Here is a 16746-nt window from a genome sequence, read left to right as displayed (position 1 = left end):
GCATAGGTCCTGTATGGATATGGCATGTCAAGTCTAATGCCGGCACACGCCGACGAGCCAGGAGGACGATTCCCCTCTTTTCTGACGGCGCAGTCCGGACGGGAATAGTCGGGCCTCCAGGCGGTTGTTCATGGTCGTTGCCTTGTGAGTCTGGCAGAAAGGAAGCGTCATGCAGGTCCGGACCGGGTTTACCACACAGCAGCTCAACATGCTCTGCCAGTACTCCTACGGGATCGGTCGAGGGGATGTCAAGACCAGGCCGGGCCTGCACTGGTTCGAGGATCCGACTCTGGGCAGCTACTGGGTGCTGCGCTCACGCTACTGCCCCGAAAACGGCTTCGAGGGGATGATCGCCGCCCGGAACATGGGTGACGGTCCGGACTATGCCCACTTGATCGTGGTCTATGCAGGCACCAACCTGCGCGACGACCCCCGCCACGATATCCATGCCGCGCTGACCTGCTTCCTGCCACCGCTGAATGGGGAACCAGGGCAGACGCAGCAGGCGGGCATCCTGGCCGAGCAGGCGCTTGACCTGGCCCGGCACAAGGCGGGAACCGAACGCGGGGTCCTCTTTACCGGACATAGCCTGGGTGGAGGCCTGGCACTGATCCAGGCAGCGGAGCAGGATCTGCCCGCCAGGGTCTTCTGCGCCGCCGACCCCTGGCGGGTGCTGGACCAGGAGCAGCGTCAGCGGGTGGCCCGCCACTACGGGGACGGCAAGTTCCTGGACTACCGTCTGGGCAACGACAGGGTGACCGGAACCGCCAACCGTCTGCTGAGCGGACAGGCCGACCGCAGCGCCTGTGTGGTCTGGTGCGGCAAGGGACCCAGCAGGTTCGGACATTGGCTGGGCGACTTTGACTTCGACCAGGGCGGCGAGGTTCTGGCCGAAACTCCCATCAACATGGCCACATACCCACGGTAATATGGGAATCGGGCGGTCTCCAATGAGGGAGCGTCACCTGCCCGCAGGGATGTCATGTTGGGTGTTCAACTTCGTCCATGCAGGGCCTACACGCATATCAGAGAGGATATACGATATGAAAGCATTGATGTACTACGGCAAGGAAGATGTACGTCTGGAGGACGTGCCCGAGCCTGAGCTCAAGCCGGGAACAATCAAGATCCATCCCGCCTTCACCGGCATCTGCGGCTCCGATGTTCATCTTTACTACGATGGAGCAGTCAACGGGGGCGGAAATTCGCCCGACCACCCCCATCCCCTGACGGGAGAGACCCTGCCGGTAGTCTTCGGCCATGAGATCTCGGGTACCGTCGAGGCGATCGCCGATGATGTGCACACGGATATGAAGGTGGGCGACTCGGTGGTCGTCGAGGCCGAAATCGCATGTGGCGAATGCCCGGCCTGCAAGGCCGGCAACTACAATGACTGCGACAAGCTGGCCGGCATCGGCATCAACGGAGGGGGCGGCGGACTGAGCGAGCATATCGTGGTTCCGGCGGAGCATGTCTTCCCCGTGGGCGACATCCCCCTGGATCAGGCTGCCATGATCGAGCCCTTCGCCGTGGCCCATCACGCCATCCGTGCCATGGAACCCCAAGAAGGCCAGACCGCAGTGGTCGGAGGCGCCGGGCCGGTGGGATTGCTCATCGGCACCATTCTGCGCGCAAAGGGAGTCCGGGTGATCATGTCCGAACTCTCCTCAGCCCGTAAGGAGAAGGCCCTTCAGTCGCATTCGGCCGACATCGTGGTCGATCCCAGCAAAGAGGACCTGGCGGAGAGGGTCCGCCAGGAAACCGACGAAGCCGGGGCTGACCTGGCCTTCGATGCAGCAGGGGCAGAGCCTGTCGACCACCAGCTTCTGGAGGCCTTGAAGGCCACCGGCGGACTCATGGTCGTGGCCCTTCATGGCAAGCCCATCACGCTGAACCTGACCAAGGAGCTGGGCTTCGGAGAGAAGTTCATCCGCGGCACCATGGGATACGCGAACGATCATGCCGATGCCATCAAGCTCATCCATGACCGGAACATCGACCTGTCCACCTTCATCACCGACAGGATCAAGGTCGAGGACATCGTGGACAAGGGCTTCCGCCAGCTGCGTGAGGACGCGGAAAACCATGTCAAGATCATCGTGAGCATGTAACCGCTACTGTCTACTGATAACACTGAAGGCTCCGGCCGTCCATCTGGGCGACCGGAGCCTTCGGTATCAGTATGCGGGCAGTGGAGGTCAGTCCTGCGGCTGCACGTCGGTGGCGATGTCGGCCACCACGGGCACGATCATGGGCCGACGGTGCAGCTTGCGGGAGATCCAACCGCCCAGGGTGCGGCGCATCATCTGCTGAAGCTGGTAGGTGCCGGTGGTCCCCTTGGACATGGCATCCTCAAGCTGATCGACTATCTGGGCATTGATGGACTTGAACTCGCTCTCGTCCTCGGCCACGGCGTTCAGGTAGAGCTTGGGGCCGGAGACGACCTTGCTGGTCTCGGTGTCGACCACGGCGAAGGCGGAGACGAAGCCCTCGGTGCCCAGAATCCGGCGCTCCTCCAGCTCGTCGTCGGTCAGCTGGCCCACGGAGTCGCCGTCCACATAGACGTATCCGCAGGACACGGACCCGACCACAGCGGCCTGGCCATGGTAGAGGTCCACCACGTCGCCGTCCTCGGCCAGGACCACATTCTGCGGATCCACGCCGGTCTTGACGGCAATCAGACCGTTGGCCACCAGGTGCCGGTTCTCGCCGTGTATGGGCATGGCGCACTTGGGCTGCACGATGTTGTAGAAGTGCAGCAGCTCGCCCTCGTCGGAGTGGCCGGAGACGTGGATGGCCGCGTTGTCGCGGTTGACCACCTTGGCGCCTAGACGCACCAGCTTGTTGATGACCTTGTAGACCTCATGCTCGTTGCCGGGAATCAGCGAGCTGGCCAGGATGACCGTGTCGAACTCGTTGATGGTGATGTCGCGGTGGGTCCCGTCGGCGATGCGGCCCAGAGCCGCCATGGGCTCGCCCTGGGATCCGGTGCACATGTAGACGATCTTCTCGTCCGGAATGCTGTGGGCGTCCTTGAGGTCGACCACGGTGTCCTCAGGCAGGTGCAGGTAGCCCAGGTCGGAGGCGATGGACATGTTGCGGACCATGGACCGGCCGGCGAAGACCACCTTGCGGCCGAACTTGTGGGCGGCGTCGACCACCTGCTGCACCCGGTGGACGTGGCTGGAGAAGGAGGCCACGATGATCTTGCGCTGGGCCTCGGCGAAGGCCTTGTCCAGGGCGGGGGCGATGGAGATCTCGGGCTTGACGAAGCCGGGGACCTCGGCGTTGGTGGAATCGACCATGAGCAGATCCACGCCGGACTCCCCCAGTTTGGCGAACTCGCGCAGGTCGGTCAGGCGGTGATCCAGGGGCAGCGGGTCGATCTTCATGTCACCTGTGTCGATGATGTGGCCTGCCGGGGTGCGCACGGAGACGGCCAGGGCGTCAGGAATGGAGTGGGTGACTGCCACGAATTCCAGGTTGAATGGGCCTACCTTGAGCTTGTCGCGGCCCTTGACCTCAACCTCGGTGGGCTTGAGATGGTGCTCCTCACACTTGGCATCGACGAATCCGAGGGTCAGCTTGGAGCCGATCAGGGGGATGTCCGGGCGCAGCTTGAGCAGGTAGGGCACGCCGCCGATATGATCCTCATGCCCGTGGGTCAGAACCAGGGCATCCACCTGGTCCAGCTTGTCCTTGATGTAGCTGAAGTCAGGCAGGATCAAATCCACGCCCGGCTGTTCCTCCTCGGGGAAGAGCACGCCGCAGTCGATCAGCAGGATGTGGCCGTTGTACTCGATCACATTCATGTTGCGGCCAATCTCGCCCAAGCCACCCAGGGGGACGATACGCATGGAACCCTTGCGATACTTGGGGGGCGCCACCAGATGCTGCTCGGTCTGGGTGCCCTTGCCGCGGGCGATGGCGCCGTTGCGGCGGCTACGGGATTCGCCCCGGGACCTGCCTGACCCCTGCTTGCCGTTCTTGGAGGAGGACCGACGATTTCTGCTCTTGCCGGTCGTGTTTGATTCTTCTTGTTTTCTTGCCATACTCACTTGTGTTTCTATCATCTGTGCCCCTGCCTATACAGGGGCGACGTTGATTTCAGAACTGATTCAGATCAGCCCGGCAGCCTTCATGCCCTTGCGGGCAAGAGCCACCTGGTCCTCATCGGGACCCAGATTGGGCAGCCTCATGGCGGTCTGGTCCAGTCTACCGGCCGCCTTCAGAGCAGCCTTGGCCATGACGGCCTGCTGCCCCCGGCCGTTCAGAGCCTGGACCAGCGGGTCCAGACGCACGGCCAGATCCCTTGCGCCGTCCAGGTCGCCAGCATCGAAGTCGTCAGCCAGACGCTTCATGGGTCCGGATGCCACATGGGCAATGACCGAGATGACGCCGACCGCGCCCAAGGCCAGGAAGGGCAGATAGAGTCCGTCATCGCCTGAGTACCAGGTCAGGCCGGTCTCCTGGCGTTTGCGGGGCATGGAGGCCAAGTCGCCCGTGGCATCCTTGACGGCGATGATCGCATCCAACTCGCCCAGGCGCCGGTAGGTGTCCAGCTCGACGTGCAGTCCGGTCCGTCCGGGCACATCGTAAAGAATGATCGGTCGCTGAGCCGACTGGCATACAGAGCGGAAGTGGGCCACCACCCCATCCTGGGAGGGGCGTGAATAGTAGGGCATGACCACCAGCAAGGCATCGGCCCCGGCCTCCTGGGTCATCTCCACCATGCGTACCGTGTGCGCCGTGTCGTTGGATCCCGCTCCGGAGATGACGGGCACATCGACGGCATCCTTGACGGCCCTTACCAGGTTGACCTTCTCCTCCATGTGGGTGACGGGAGACTCGCCTGTTGTGCCGTTGACCAGGATGCCGTCGGCCCCATCGGCCACCAGGGTGCGGGCCAGATTGGCGGCAGCCCCATAATCCACGGATCCGTCCTTATTCATAGGCGTGATCATGGCGGGGATCACCCGTCCGAAGGGTGCAGGAGGAAGCAGATGGGTAACGGTCTCGGTCATATCTTCACGCTACTTGCAGATGGGGACGCTCTTGCGGATATCAGAACAGATAGTAGTCCAGGCCCACGGTCAGTCCTGGAATGCTTCCAGCACGGCGCACGGCCAGGAGGACTCCGGGCATGAAGGAGACGCGCTCGAAGCTGTCTGCGCGGATGGTCAGCTGCTCGCCGGGGTTACCCATGAGGATCTCCTCGTGTGCGTTCAGTCCCCGCAGCCGGACGGCATGGACATGGACACCGTCAACCACCCGGCCCCTGGAAGCATCAGGCTGCCGGGTTGCGTCGGGCATGGGACCCATGCCAGCCTGGCGGCGGGCTTCGGCAATGGCGGAAGCGGTCCCCAGAGCCGTGCCGGAAGGAGCGTCGACCTTGTCGGGATGGTGCATCTCGATCACCTCGGCCGACTCGAAGTAGCGGGCCGCCATGGCTGCGAACCGGTCGGCCAGCACTGCAGAGATGGCGAAGTTGGGAGCGATGAAGACGCTGAGCCCGGGATGCCCGTCCAAGGCCTGCCTGACCTGGTCCAGACGCCCCTTGGTCCAGCCGGTGGTGCCGATGACGGAGTGGACCCCCTGCCCTATCAGGGTCAGGGTATTGCCCAGGACGGCATCGGGGCTGGTGAAGTCGACCGCCACGTCCGTGTTGCTCGGATTGATAGAAGCCGGATCGTCATCGGGGCCCAGCAACAGGGCCGTCTGCATATCCTGCGCGTCCTTCAGAGCACGCACCACCTCGGTTCCCATGCGTCCACCTGCGCCCAGCACCGATACGCGGATCATCGGCTGCCTCCTTCTTCACCGTTCATTTCACTCAGCATTTTCGGTCTTTTCCACGACCATACCCCTCCCGCGGCTCCTGGCCCAGCCCAGCAGGGCCAGAGGGACAGCGCAGCAGGTGACCACCGCCGGGATGGTCATGCCGCCGTGCGGCCCGAACTGATCCAGGGCGACCCCGGCCAGGGTGGATCCCAAGGAGGTGCCGATGGACCCGCCGGTGGACAGCCAGGAGAGTCCCTCGGTCAGTGCCCGGGCATCCACGTTCTCGCGCACAATCAGGTTGCCGGTGGCGAAGATGGGCGAGACGCACAGGCCGGTCAGCACCTCGGCCAGACCCAGCAGGACCAGATTGTCCATGACCAGGCGGAAGACCACGTAGCCCAGGGTCAGCAACACCAGGAAGGTCGTCAGATAGCGCCAACGGGATCCTTTGAGCCTGACGGAGCCGAAGATCAGCGCCCCGCACAGGGAGCCCAGGGCGAACAGGGCCAGCTGCAGGCCCACCGCCCCCTCGCGACCCATGGACTTGGTCAGGGCGGTAACCGAGACGTCAACAGCGGAAAAGCTCATGTTGAAGACGACGAAGATCACCACCAGCAGGAAGATTCCCGGATAGACCAGAGCCGAGCGGGAGCCCTGGTTGCCGTCAGTTTCGCTTGGCAGAACGTCCCCATGGGCATCCACCGGGGAATGATCCGCCGCAGATTGGCTGACGGCCTCCATGCGGACGACGGCCGGGGGCTCGGTGGAACGCATGGCGAAGAAGGTCAGTCCGCCGACCAGCAGAGCCAGGGCAGGCAGGTAGAGCTGGGAGACCGGGCTGACCGAGGTGGCCAGGTAGGCGGAGAGGATGGGCCCCATGATGAAGACGCACTCGTCCAGCCCCGACTCCAGGGCATAGGCGGTGTTGAGCAGATTGGTCTTGTCGTCGCGCAGCACCCAGGCCCAGCGGGTGCGCACCAGGGCTCCGAAGGCGAACTGGGTCAGGCCCATCAGGGCCGCCAGAACAAAGAGCACACCCAGGGGAACCCGGCGCATGGCTCCCACGGCGAATCCCAGGATGGCCAGAGCCTGCACAATCAGGGCGATCACCCCGACCCGACGCTGGCCGAACCGATCGAACAGGCGGGCGTAGAAGGGGGTGACCAGGGCCGCGCTGAGCGTGTAGACGGCACTCATCAGCCCGGCCGAGGTCCAGTTGTCATAGATGTGGTTCAAGGCCAGTACGATGCCCAGACCCATCATGCCCAGGGGCAGACGGGCCAGAACCGCCGACAGGCAGAAGCCGGCGGCGCCCGGGTAGGTGAACAGGCGCAGGAAGGGGGATTTAGCGGCCGCCATGATCACCGTCCTTGCCCAGCAGGTCGCTCACATGGCTGGCGTAGATGAAGATGTCGTCAATCCCCTCGAAGAACTGAGGGTCGTCGGAAGGGTCGCGCCCTGCGAAGGCCGCATGGTCCCGCCCCTTGAGTTCGGCCAGCCGCTCCATGCCCTGATGGTCGTAGAAGCCCACGTCGCAGGAGGAGTCCGTATGCAGGTAGAAGCGCTCGATGCCCGCCTGGTCCAGATGCTCCAGGGTATCCCGCCAGAGGGCGCCGCCCACACCGCGTCCCCGGGCACGGCTGGAGACCAGGAAGAGCCTCAATTCAGCCTGAGGCGGGACGGACAAACCGCACTTCTCCTCCAACTTGACCTCGGTCAGCTGCCACTGGCGGGCCCGGTCCAGGGTCTGAGTGCCCAGCGCCGTGGCAGACAGCCTCTGGTCCACCTGCTCCAGCTCCTCTTCGGCCTGGGGAAAGCACAGTTCGCCACGCCCCTCGGCCAGCAGGGTCACCCCCAGGAAGTCCTGCCCATCGACAGCTATCCGAGCCCTGGTGGCACCCACCAGATAGTGCAGGATGAAATGGGCTGCGCTCAGACGGGACACACCCCCCTCGGGATCCTCCTGCACCTTCCAGGTGGCGTCAAAGGTCCCTACCAGGTCGGGCATATCCGCCCAGACCATGGGTCTTATTTCCACGCTTCCCCTCCTCCGGGAGGCCTGGTTGCGATTACTGGACGTTGTCATCTGTCTCATTGCTCCATTCGGGCGTGCCCGGCCCCACGACGGCCCTGGGCCGTCCGCCGATCGCCTGCTGTTCATGATTGCTGATGCACGGCACCCATCGCCCTTATCCGGCGGGGTCTGCCGCAGACTCAGTCCTCGTCCGACTGCTCGGGTATGCCCTCGGCCATCGATGCGAGAATTTCTTCTTCCGTCCTGGCACGGGCCCTGATGAGTCGATCCTGGGGCCGGTCTTCGCTTACATAATAAAGGCAGGCGTCGATGGTCGACAGGCCGATACCCTCCAAGCGTGACAGGAGCAGTCGGTAGAAGTCCAGCTGGACCAGACGGCGGTTGGTCGAATCCTCTCCACGGGGTCGGGATCCGGTCTTCCAGTCCACGATGGTGTAGTGCAAATCCGGGCGATCCGGGTCAAGCCCGCCTGCGAAGACCGCATCCAGCTTGCCCTTGACTATGCGCCCGGCCAGCACCGCCACGATGGGCCGTTCCACCCAGACGGGGGTGCGCTGGGCCCACTCGGACTCAGCCAGCCGTTGCTCCCAGGTCAGCAGACGGGCCTGCACGGGATCGGCCTGGGAATCCATGGACTCCCGCTCACGGTCAAGCCCGGCCAGCATGCGGGCCCGCTCAGCCATGGCCCCGGGGCCCAGCGGACCATCGAGCAGATTCGGTGCTTCCGCCTGATCGGGCAGATCCACCAGTCCTTGAGGGGCAGAGATTTCAGGCAGGATGAAGCGCCTGGCCCAGTCATGGAAGCGGGTGCCCGCCTCGGCCTGCGGGGAGGCTACCTGTGGTATGGGTCTGACCAGCCCCTGCCAGTAATCCCTCTCCATCTTGGGATCGCCCCCTGCCGAACCGGCCTGGATGGCGGTGACGCTGCTGGCCCCGTGCCCCAGGATCCGACGGCCGGTGCGCCGCAACAGATCCAAGTCCGTGAGCAGCTGGTCGTCGGCGACCCCCAGACGGCCCGTGCTGACCTGCAGGACGCGGACCGCATTGGCGTAAAGTCCGTCATCGCCCTCCTCATCAATTACGGGGTCACCTGGTTTCCCGGCACGCACCCAGGAGGCCGAGCGATTCAGGGCTTCACGGGTCCGCGCACTCAGAACCGGGGGCCAGAGCGCCTGGTCACGCTCGCCGTCTCGGGCGGCGACCTGATCCACCTCTTCCAGGGCCTGATCGACAACGGCCTGACGGTAGGACTGGGCGTTCTCACCGACAAAGAGCCCCAAGGGCGGCGTTGGTTCGCCCTCCTGTGCATCCTCTGCCTGCTCCAGCTTGACCGCCTCGGGCTCTTCCTGGAAGAGCTCCACCAGTTCGGTCCAGAAGTTGGAGGCCTTATCCGGGTCCGGAGCCGGCGTGTTCAGGGCCGCAGACTCCGCCTGGGAATCCTGGCTGAAGGTCAGCAGCAGGTCATGCCGGGCCCTGGTAGCCGCCACATAGATCAGCCGTCGCTCGTCGTCCAGCAGCCGACGACCGTACTGTTCGCGCTGAGAGGGGGCGATGGCATCGGCCCGGACCGGCTGGGCCTGGTCGTCCAGCCCGCTCTCCCGAGACAGGCCCGTGGCCTCCTCCTCCAGGCTTGCCAGATTCAGCCGACCCAGCAGATCCTCAGGGTCAGCTCCCAGGGGGGCGTCGTGGGGAAAGCGGGGCAGGATCATGGCATCAGCCCGCACGGGCACCGGCACGGACTCGGGATCGACCAGCCAGGTACGGGCCGTGCAGTTGTACTGGTAGACCGGGCCATCCGGGGATTGGACCACCGGCTGGTCCAAGGCGGGCTTGACCGTGAGCCGGTCACCCTGGCTGCTGGGGAAGGCTCCCCGTTTCAGCCCGACCACCGCCACGGCATCCCACTCCAGACCCTTGGCCTGGTGGACGGTCATCAGGGCCACGTCAGCCTGTCGGTCGTCCCCGTCAGTGGGCATTTCGGGACTCTGATCCAGTGAGGACAGCCAGGAGACGAACCCGCGCAGACTGGGCCCAATGCCCTGGGGCAACTCGGACAGGTAGACATCCACCTGGTCCAGCAGGGCCTGAATGCCTGCCTTGGCCTGGCTGGGCTCCAGAGGACGTTCAGGATCGGCCAGGGAACGGGCCAGCACCAGGTCCACATCCAGGTCCAGGGCACGGATGGCGGCGATGACCACCTGGCGCAGGGGGGCAGAGGACTCGGCCTGGACCTGGCAGACGACCCGGGCGGCCTCGGCGGCCAGGACCCGTCCCCTGGCGGATAGGCCGGAGCTCTTCAAGAGGTCTGGCAGGTCGTCGCGCAGAAGCAGGTCCACCAGGAAGACATCGTTGGGAACCTGGTCACGGTAACGGTGCAAATCCTCGCGACGGCGGCGCGGATCAGAGTCGGACTCGACCAGGCCCGCCCGGACCAGGGCCCGGTACTGGCTGTCCTCATTGACCTTGGCCGCCAGGGAGGCCAGAGCGCTCAGGTCGGCCGCGTCCATGCCGAACCGGGCCGAGGCCAGCAGACGCATCAGGGAATCGCTGTCGGTGTGGTCGCAGACTAGAGAGAGCAGAGCCCGCAGATCCATGACCTCGGGCCGGTCAAAGAGGGAGGAGTAGCCGACGACCTGGCAGCTCAGCCCTGCAGCCTCCATGGCCTCTCGGTACCTGGGCAGAGCCGCCTTGGAACGGAAGAGAACAGCCACGTGCGGGGCATCGCCTTGATTGCCATAGAGCTCGCGCGCCCTGAGGGCGAATCTGACCACGCCATCAATCTCCTGGCCACCGGTGGCGTAGCCCAAGAGGCCCACGGTACCCGGGTCGGCGTCCTCACGTGGACGGAGTTTGGCCACGTCCACCTCGCGCAGTTCTGCTTCGGACCGGCTCTCCCGGCCCCGGTGGCGTAGGGGGACGGTCAACTGGTTGGCGGCCTTGAGCACCCAGCCGGAGTTGCGGAAGGTGCGCGACAGGGTCAGCGGGTCCTGGTCCTGCGAGCGCCCAAAGGCGGTCACTCCAGACAGAGGACCGCCGCCGAAGTCGGGTCGGTCGGCCAACATGCCGAACTGGGCCTGGAAGGTGCGGAAGGCCCCGGGACTGGCCCCGCGCCAGGCATAGATGGACTGGAAGGGGTCGCCCACGGCGGTCACGGCCGACCTGCCAGGAGCCTGATCCTCGCTCCCCTGATCCTCCTGCCGATTGTGCGGATGGAAGATAGCCGCCAGAAGCAGGGCCTGGGTGGTGGAGGTATCCTGGTATTCGTCCAGAAAAACGTGGCTGTAGCGGCGTCGCAGCTGGGCGCTGATGGAGGGGAAACGCTCAACCAGCTGGAAGGCGGCCAGGGTGAAGTCGCCGAACTCGGCCATGTTGGCCCGGCGCTTGGCACGCTGGTAGTCCTGGACCAGGGTCAGCAGCTTTTCCCGCGTCAGAACCGCCCGTCGCATGGCATCCACCCGGTATATGCGAATGCTCCGTCGCGTGTCTTGGAAGTCCTTGATTTTGCCCTGATAGTGCTCGTCGGTCTCCTTCTTGCTTCGCTTGGGCGGCGTCTGGCTGACTCGGGGCTCGGTGGCCGGCACAGGCTGGTCACCGATGAGCTGGTCCGCACGATCCACAAAGACGCGGTCCCAGGCGCGAATCCGATCCACAGCCTGGTCGAAATCAGGGCAGTCACTGCTGATCATGGAGGTGGTCACCGCCCCGGTCAGCCCCAGGACGCGGTTGACAGTGGTCGAAAAGGTCGCGGAGCCCAAGTCGCCGGAGTCGCCATCCTGTGCCGAGGCACCAGCAGGAAAGATCAGATCCAGATGGTCGGCGACCACCTGTGAGGCCAACTGGTAGGCCCCTGCCGAACTCAGGGGACGGGTGTCCTGATCCATGCCCACCAGCAGGCCGTACTGGCGCACGATGGACTGGAAGAAGGCGTCATAGGTGGAAACAGTCGGCTTGAGGAAGTTGCGTTCGGGGTCCACGCCCGAGGTACCTCTGCCCTGGTCGCGTCGGATGACCGCCGACCCCACCCTGGACTGGAGCTCGGAGGCGGCCTTGCGGGTGAAAGTCAGCCCCAGAATCTGCTCTGAGGGCACTCCCCGACGGATCAGGGCGATGATCCGGCTGGTCATGGTCATGGTCTTGCCCGAGCCGGCTCCGGCCACCACCAGAAGATCCTCATTGACATCCGCATCGACAATGGCGGACTGTTCGGCAGTCTGCTTCATTCCTGATCCTCCAGTAGATTGGGCGCCACCAGTTGCCATGCCTGACATTCCTGGCCACTGCCTGCCCGATGGCAACGGGCAGGGTCGAAGACCGCGTCATCCCGGCCAGCCGCCAGCTTGACCCCGGCAGCGAAGAAGACCCGGGCTATCATGGTCAGCCCCCATACGGCCTGGGAGGAGACTCTGGCCGCTTGGACCATGCTCCACAGATCCGCATCCACCCCAGGCGGCACCTGATCAGGCAGATCCGCAGGCTCGGCCTTGGACTTGAGCGGAGCGGGCATGCCGGTTCTGGGCTGGGCGATGGTCACCAGTCTGTTGCGCTCGAACAGTGGCGGCTGGTAGGCCATCTCCTCCCGGCGCAGCCCCGTATGAGCATCCTTGGGCGGGGCCTGCAGCTGCAGGAGCAGTGACTGGCTCAGCTTCATCCCCTCTGTCCTCTCCAGATCGGGGGCCTGGGGCAGACTCCATGCCGCCCCCACCTCCGGGCTGCTGCCGGACGTGGGCGTGAAGGCCAGGCCCAGCTGATAGCAGACCAGCTGCAGGTCGTTGAAGAGCTGCCCCTGGGTATAGGGGACTCTGCCGGTCTTGTAGTCCACCAGCCGCAGACGGATGCCCTCGGGCAGGGACCTGACCTCCAGACGGTCGATGCGACCGGTCAGCCTGACCGTCGTCCTGGCATCCAGGGCTGCGGGGAAACCGTCGACCAGGCCGGACATCAGGGCGAAGAGCCCATCAGTATCCAAGGGCCTGTCCGGGAAGGTGGCCCGCCAAAGGGGGACCAGGTCCTCCACGGACAGGCTGACATCGAAGGAGCGCTCGCTCTGCACACCCAGCAGGTCACCGACCGGGACCGGGTTCCTGCCCTCCAGGCCGTATTCGGAATCCGAGGAGCGGACGAAATAAGAGGCCAGGTTGTCCAGGATGGACTCCACCCGGCTGCTGCGGCCGCGCTGATCATAGAGCTCGTCCGGGTCCCGCAGTCGCTGTTCCTGGGGGGCCAGCTCCTTGTAGATATCAAGGAGCGCATCACGAACCTGCTGCTGCCGGGCGTCCGGATCGCCCTTGCCTGGACGGTCCAGACCCTGGGCAGTGCCCTCGCTGGCGACCTTGTGAATCAGCGAGCCGAACTCCGTGGGCACCCTGGAGGGAGATGGGCCGGAGAACTGATCTCCCAGAGCCCATTCCAGGGGGCAGTTCCAGATGGCATCAACCGCTGAGGGCGAGAGAAGGACCACCTGGCGGTCGGATCGTTGTCCATGGCGATGATCATGGCGTTGGTCACGATCTTGGGGGCGACCCGCCTGCGTGGCTTGCCTGGCGGAAGTATGTGATGAACGAGGGGCACGGCCTCTTTCAGTGATCGATGCGACACCTCCGGCAGCGGTCACGGCCCTTGACCCGGCGACCTGTTCACGCGAAACCACGTCATCCGGGGCATGCTGGTCCGAGGCCGGCTCAACTGCGGACTGCTCGTCTGGGACATGTTGATCCAATGCCGGCTCATCTGCACCCTCTTGGTCATAGAGGAAGGGCCAATGCCTGGGATCGGCAGAATCCTGGCCCTGGTCGGCCAGCAGCCGCAGGGTTTGCACAGCATCGTCCACTCGGTCACGGTCGACCTGGTCCTGCGGGAGCAAGGCCTGTACACCCAGGATGGACCGGGCGGCCGCCGTCAGGCCCCTGGCAGATACCTCCAGCCCTCCGTAGCGCTCACTACCGCCCGAGCCAGCGCCGACCGTACTGAAGGCGGCCTGGCTCATATCGGCAATGCGTGGATAGCGTTCGGGCAGGTAGCCGTAGAGAAAGTCCGAAGGAACCAGGTCATCGTTCCAGACCGCGCTGATGCGCACCTGGGTCCGGGCCCGGGTCAGTGCCTCCAGAAAACCCTTCTTCTCAGCGTAGAGGATGGAACGCAGTGCTGGATCGTGGCTGAGCGTGTCCGCCAGGGGGTCACCGATGCGGTCGTGCAGGACCAGGTCAGCCAGCTCCTCGGCTCCGAACATGGTGTCTCGGGGAATCAGATTGGGCCAGACCCCGTCCTGGACGGCGGGCAGCCAGACCAGGGGCCAGTCGGTGGCCAGGGCGGCAGCGCCGGCGGGCGTGGTCAGCGTGACGGCATGCTCAATGGGCCCGATCCGTGCCAGGGAGTCGGCCTCGATCTGCATGGTGCGCACCTGGTCCATGAAGGCCTCGACCGTTGGGAAGCGACGAGAACCAGCCGCGTACTGGAAGAGCCGCATGAGCGCGTCCAGACGGTCGTTGACCTCCTCCCCCTCCTGGGTGGCCATCAGAGCCTTCTGCTGCCAGTCGTCGGCCAGGTTCAGACTCCGCCAGGCCTCCCAGAGCACATATTGGGGCTGATGGTCCTCCAGTGCGCTGATGCGGGTGGCGGTCAGGCGCAGAACCTGCAGGGCCTTGTCCAGGACTTGAACGTCAGGATCCTCCCGGCGACCCCCCGCGATGGCGGTCATGGCCTCCAGGATGATTCCCGAGGATCGCCCATCCGGGTCCAGAACCAATAGTGTCTCCAGGGCCTGAACAGACAGAATGGCTGGACGTTGCGCATCCCGGTCCCCCAGATCCACCGGCTGATCGGGGGCCGAGGCAGTGAAGAAGGAATCAGACCCGTCCCCTGGCTTGGAGGAATCGTGCCTGGTCAGCAGGGAGTCGTCGACGCTGATGCCGGATGAACGGTCCCGCTTGGCCCGCCGCTCGGCCAGATCCTCGACCCAGGTCTGCCAGGCCTGTCCCAGGAGCGGCAGGTCGTCCAAGGAGCCGGATGAGTCCGGCTCGCTCCCCTGCTGGCCGGACAGGGGAGCCAATGCGGCCATGGTCTCCATGATGGATTCCAGCCGTTCCATCCTGACGGGACGCTCTGCACGAGCGGCAGTAGCGGGAACCCGGAAGAGGGGGCTGGCCATCAGCGTGCGCAGGCGCGAACGGATCCAGGCGGCCACCTGGACCGAATCATCCGAATCGCTTCCGGCGTTGTCGGAATCCAGTACCGATTGGGCCAACTCGACCAGGGCGAAAAGACCCTGGATGGCAGGCTCCTGGCTGAGAGGACGGGTCACCGAGGAGAAGCGCACCGGCACGCCCTGAACGCGCAACTTGCGGCCCAATGCGCGCAGTGTCATGTTGTCGTGGGCGATGACGGCCATGTCGTTCCAGTCACGTTCTTCGGCCAGGAACTCATGCTTGATCTGCCAAACCAGGTCGTCGTCCTCCTGGTCGGGGGTGTGGAAGAGCCTGGTCTGCACACTGCCGTCGCGGATCAGGCTGTCACCGGCGGCCAAGGGGGCCACCGGTCCGGCACCGGGCCAGGCGGGCAGCTTGCCGGGTCTGTCGGGCAGAGGGGTGTCATTCTCCTCAATCCCGGCGATGCCCAGGCTGACCCTGGCAGCCAGCAGATCGGCGTAGGAACCCGGAACCGCCGTATCGGGACCCTGACCGTCCTCAATGTGCTCTGTGGGTGCTTCCGGAACCACCATCCTCCGAGGTTTCAGGGTCACTTCGGCAGCGCCCAGACAGGCGAAGTCCGGGGCAAGAAGGGGGGCCGCAGCGTCTGGCACGTGCTTGGACAGGGCCGTCAGGCGATTGACCAGAAATTCCGGGTAGGAACCGCGGAAGGACTGTACCGACTGGTCCGGATCGCCCACCAGAAGAAGTCGGCAACCGGCCCGGTTCAAACCCTGCAGCAGGTCCATACCGGCCAGGGTGATGTCCTGCCAGTCGTCCACGACCAGCAGGTCGGGCAGATCCTCATCAGCCAGCCCGTCCAGGCTGCGTGAGGCTTCGACCATGAGCATGGAGGGGTCCAGACGGAATTCGTCCGGGTAGCTCTTGGTGATGCTCTGGCGGTATTCATCCTCCAGGGCGAAGGCCAGCCGCCACTGCAGGCCCAGCCGGTCACGGCGGTCGGGGTCCATGGGCTGGACGGCCAGGGCATCCAGAAGCTGGTCCCGGTCCCCTTTGTCCAGGCCCAATTCCGTCATGCGGGCGAACATGTCCCGCAGCTGGGCGATGAACCTGTCGGCGACCCCTACGACCCGTCCCTGACCGTCGCCGACCAGGACGGACGACCAGCCCGCCCCGTTTCGGAAGTAACGTTCCAGGAGTCGGCAAACCGCGCAGTCGTCCCCGGCCTGGACATGCTGCAGGTGGACAGTCATGACCTGCCTGAGCAGGGCGTCCTCCTCGGCGCCGTTGAGCAGTCTGGGCAGGAGCGGATCGTGCCCCCCCTGGGCCAGACGGGACCGCGTCAGCAGACGGAAGGCCAGGGCCTGCAGGGTCCCCACAGGTCGGGTGCGGTCGGACCTGCCCCGCCTTAGAATGACCTGGCGGCTGACCTGGTCGGCTGCGGTACGACCGGATACAGCCATACTGGCGCCGTCACCGAACCGCTCCATGCCTGCCAGCAGGGCCCGGGTGGCCAGCCTGGTCTTGCCGCTGCGGGGAGGGCCAGCCACCACCAGGGCCCGGGTGGGCCGACCCTCCGCGTTCTGGAGCCGATCGCCGATAAGGGCGAGGACCGGTTCCATGGCCTCTTGCGAATCCACCGGTGGCTGCTTGCTCATAGTTACAAGAATAGGGTCCGGCATGGTCCATCTGCAGACCACGGAACTCGCTGGTCGGTGACCGTCCACAAGAGGTTCAATGGATGCCTGATCGGCAACGACGTGCTGTTATCGTGGATAGCAGTTCTCA

9 protein-coding genes are annotated in these 16746 nt (G+C 65.0%); 2 read left to right on the top strand and 7 right to left on the bottom strand.

The window, feature by feature from the left end; genetic code table 11:
* The first annotated feature begins 169 nt into the window (after positions 1-169).
* Together H3T88_RS04565 and H3T88_RS04560 are read left to right on the top strand one after the other, a co-directional pair.
* The gene (locus tag H3T88_RS04565; RefSeq protein WP_198203709.1) at positions 170-928 is read left to right on the top strand and encodes a hypothetical protein; all 759 of its coding nucleotides are present in this window, start codon (positions 170-172) and stop codon (positions 926-928) included.
* Positions 929-1043: 115 nt separating this feature from the next.
* Positions 1044-2111, top strand: a complete 1068-nt coding sequence (locus tag H3T88_RS04560) for a 2,3-butanediol dehydrogenase (RefSeq protein WP_015021454.1) — start codon at positions 1044-1046, stop codon at positions 2109-2111.
* Between the two features lie 87 nt (positions 2112-2198).
* On the opposite strand, the gene H3T88_RS04555 is transcribed toward H3T88_RS04560, so the two are convergent.
* The 7 genes from H3T88_RS04555 to H3T88_RS04525 form a co-directional block, all read right to left on the bottom strand.
* A complete protein-coding gene (locus H3T88_RS04555) occupies positions 2199-4052 on the bottom strand; it encodes a ribonuclease J (RefSeq protein ID WP_198203708.1) in 1854 nt (617 codons plus the stop codon).
* Positions 4053-4118: 66 nt separating this feature from the next.
* Positions 4119-5024 carry a 4-hydroxy-tetrahydrodipicolinate synthase gene (dapA, locus tag H3T88_RS04550; protein ID WP_198203707.1) on the bottom strand — a complete coding sequence of 302 codons (906 nt, stop codon included), beginning with the start codon at positions 5022-5024 and terminating at the stop codon, positions 4119-4121.
* Between the two features lie 40 nt (positions 5025-5064).
* Positions 5065-5802, bottom strand: a complete 738-nt coding sequence (dapB, locus tag H3T88_RS04545) for a 4-hydroxy-tetrahydrodipicolinate reductase (protein ID WP_198203706.1) — start codon at positions 5800-5802, stop codon at positions 5065-5067.
* 27 nt (positions 5803-5829) lie between these two features.
* The gene (locus tag H3T88_RS04540) at positions 5830-7140 is read right to left on the bottom strand and encodes an MFS transporter (protein ID WP_198203705.1); all 1311 of its coding nucleotides are present in this window, start codon (positions 7138-7140) and stop codon (positions 5830-5832) included.
* Positions 7127-7867 carry a GNAT family N-acetyltransferase gene (locus H3T88_RS04535; RefSeq protein WP_198203704.1) on the bottom strand — a complete coding sequence of 247 codons (741 nt, stop codon included), beginning with the start codon at positions 7865-7867 and terminating at the stop codon, positions 7127-7129. The genes H3T88_RS04540 and H3T88_RS04535 overlap by 14 nt, the downstream gene beginning before the upstream one ends.
* Positions 7868-7995: 128 nt before the next feature.
* Positions 7996-12036, bottom strand: coding sequence for an ATP-dependent DNA helicase (locus H3T88_RS04530; RefSeq protein ID WP_232347140.1), 4041 nt, complete (start codon positions 12034-12036; stop codon positions 7996-7998).
* Positions 12033-16598, bottom strand: coding sequence for a PD-(D/E)XK nuclease family protein (locus H3T88_RS04525; protein ID WP_198203702.1), 4566 nt, complete (start codon positions 16596-16598; stop codon positions 12033-12035). The genes H3T88_RS04530 and H3T88_RS04525 overlap by 4 nt, the downstream gene beginning before the upstream one ends.
* Between the last annotated feature and the right edge of the window lie 148 nt (positions 16599-16746).

This window comes from Bifidobacterium sp. W8110, assembly GCF_016101375.1.
GTDB lineage: Bacteria > Actinomycetota > Actinomycetes > Actinomycetales > Bifidobacteriaceae > Bombiscardovia > Bombiscardovia asteroides.
The sequence above is the reverse complement of the archived record's forward strand: the minus strand, read 5'-3'. Positions and strand labels throughout refer to the sequence as shown.

Excerpts from the sequence above, each read along its gene's own strand:
- H3T88_RS04540 (WP_198203705.1), bottom strand. The coding sequence starts at position 7,140 with ATGGCGGCCGCTAAATCCCCCTTCCTGCGCCTGTTCACCTACCCGGGC.
- H3T88_RS04530 (WP_232347140.1), bottom strand. The coding sequence starts at position 12,036 with ATGAAGCAGACTGCCGAACAGTCCGCCATTGTCGATGCGGATGTCAAT.
- H3T88_RS04560 (WP_015021454.1), top strand. The coding sequence starts at position 1,044 with ATGAAAGCATTGATGTACTACGGCAAGGAAGATGTACGTCTGGAGGAC.
- H3T88_RS04535 (WP_198203704.1), bottom strand. The coding sequence starts at position 7,867 with ATGACAACGTCCAGTAATCGCAACCAGGCCTCCCGGAGGAGGGGAAGC.
- dapA (WP_198203707.1), bottom strand. The coding sequence starts at position 5,024 with ATGACCGAGACCGTTACCCATCTGCTTCCTCCTGCACCCTTCGGACGG.
- H3T88_RS04555 (WP_198203708.1), bottom strand. The coding sequence starts at position 4,052 with ATGGCAAGAAAACAAGAAGAATCAAACACGACCGGCAAGAGCAGAAAT.
- dapB (WP_198203706.1), bottom strand. The coding sequence starts at position 5,802 with ATGATCCGCGTATCGGTGCTGGGCGCAGGTGGACGCATGGGAACCGAG.
- H3T88_RS04565 (WP_198203709.1), top strand. The coding sequence starts at position 170 with ATGCAGGTCCGGACCGGGTTTACCACACAGCAGCTCAACATGCTCTGC.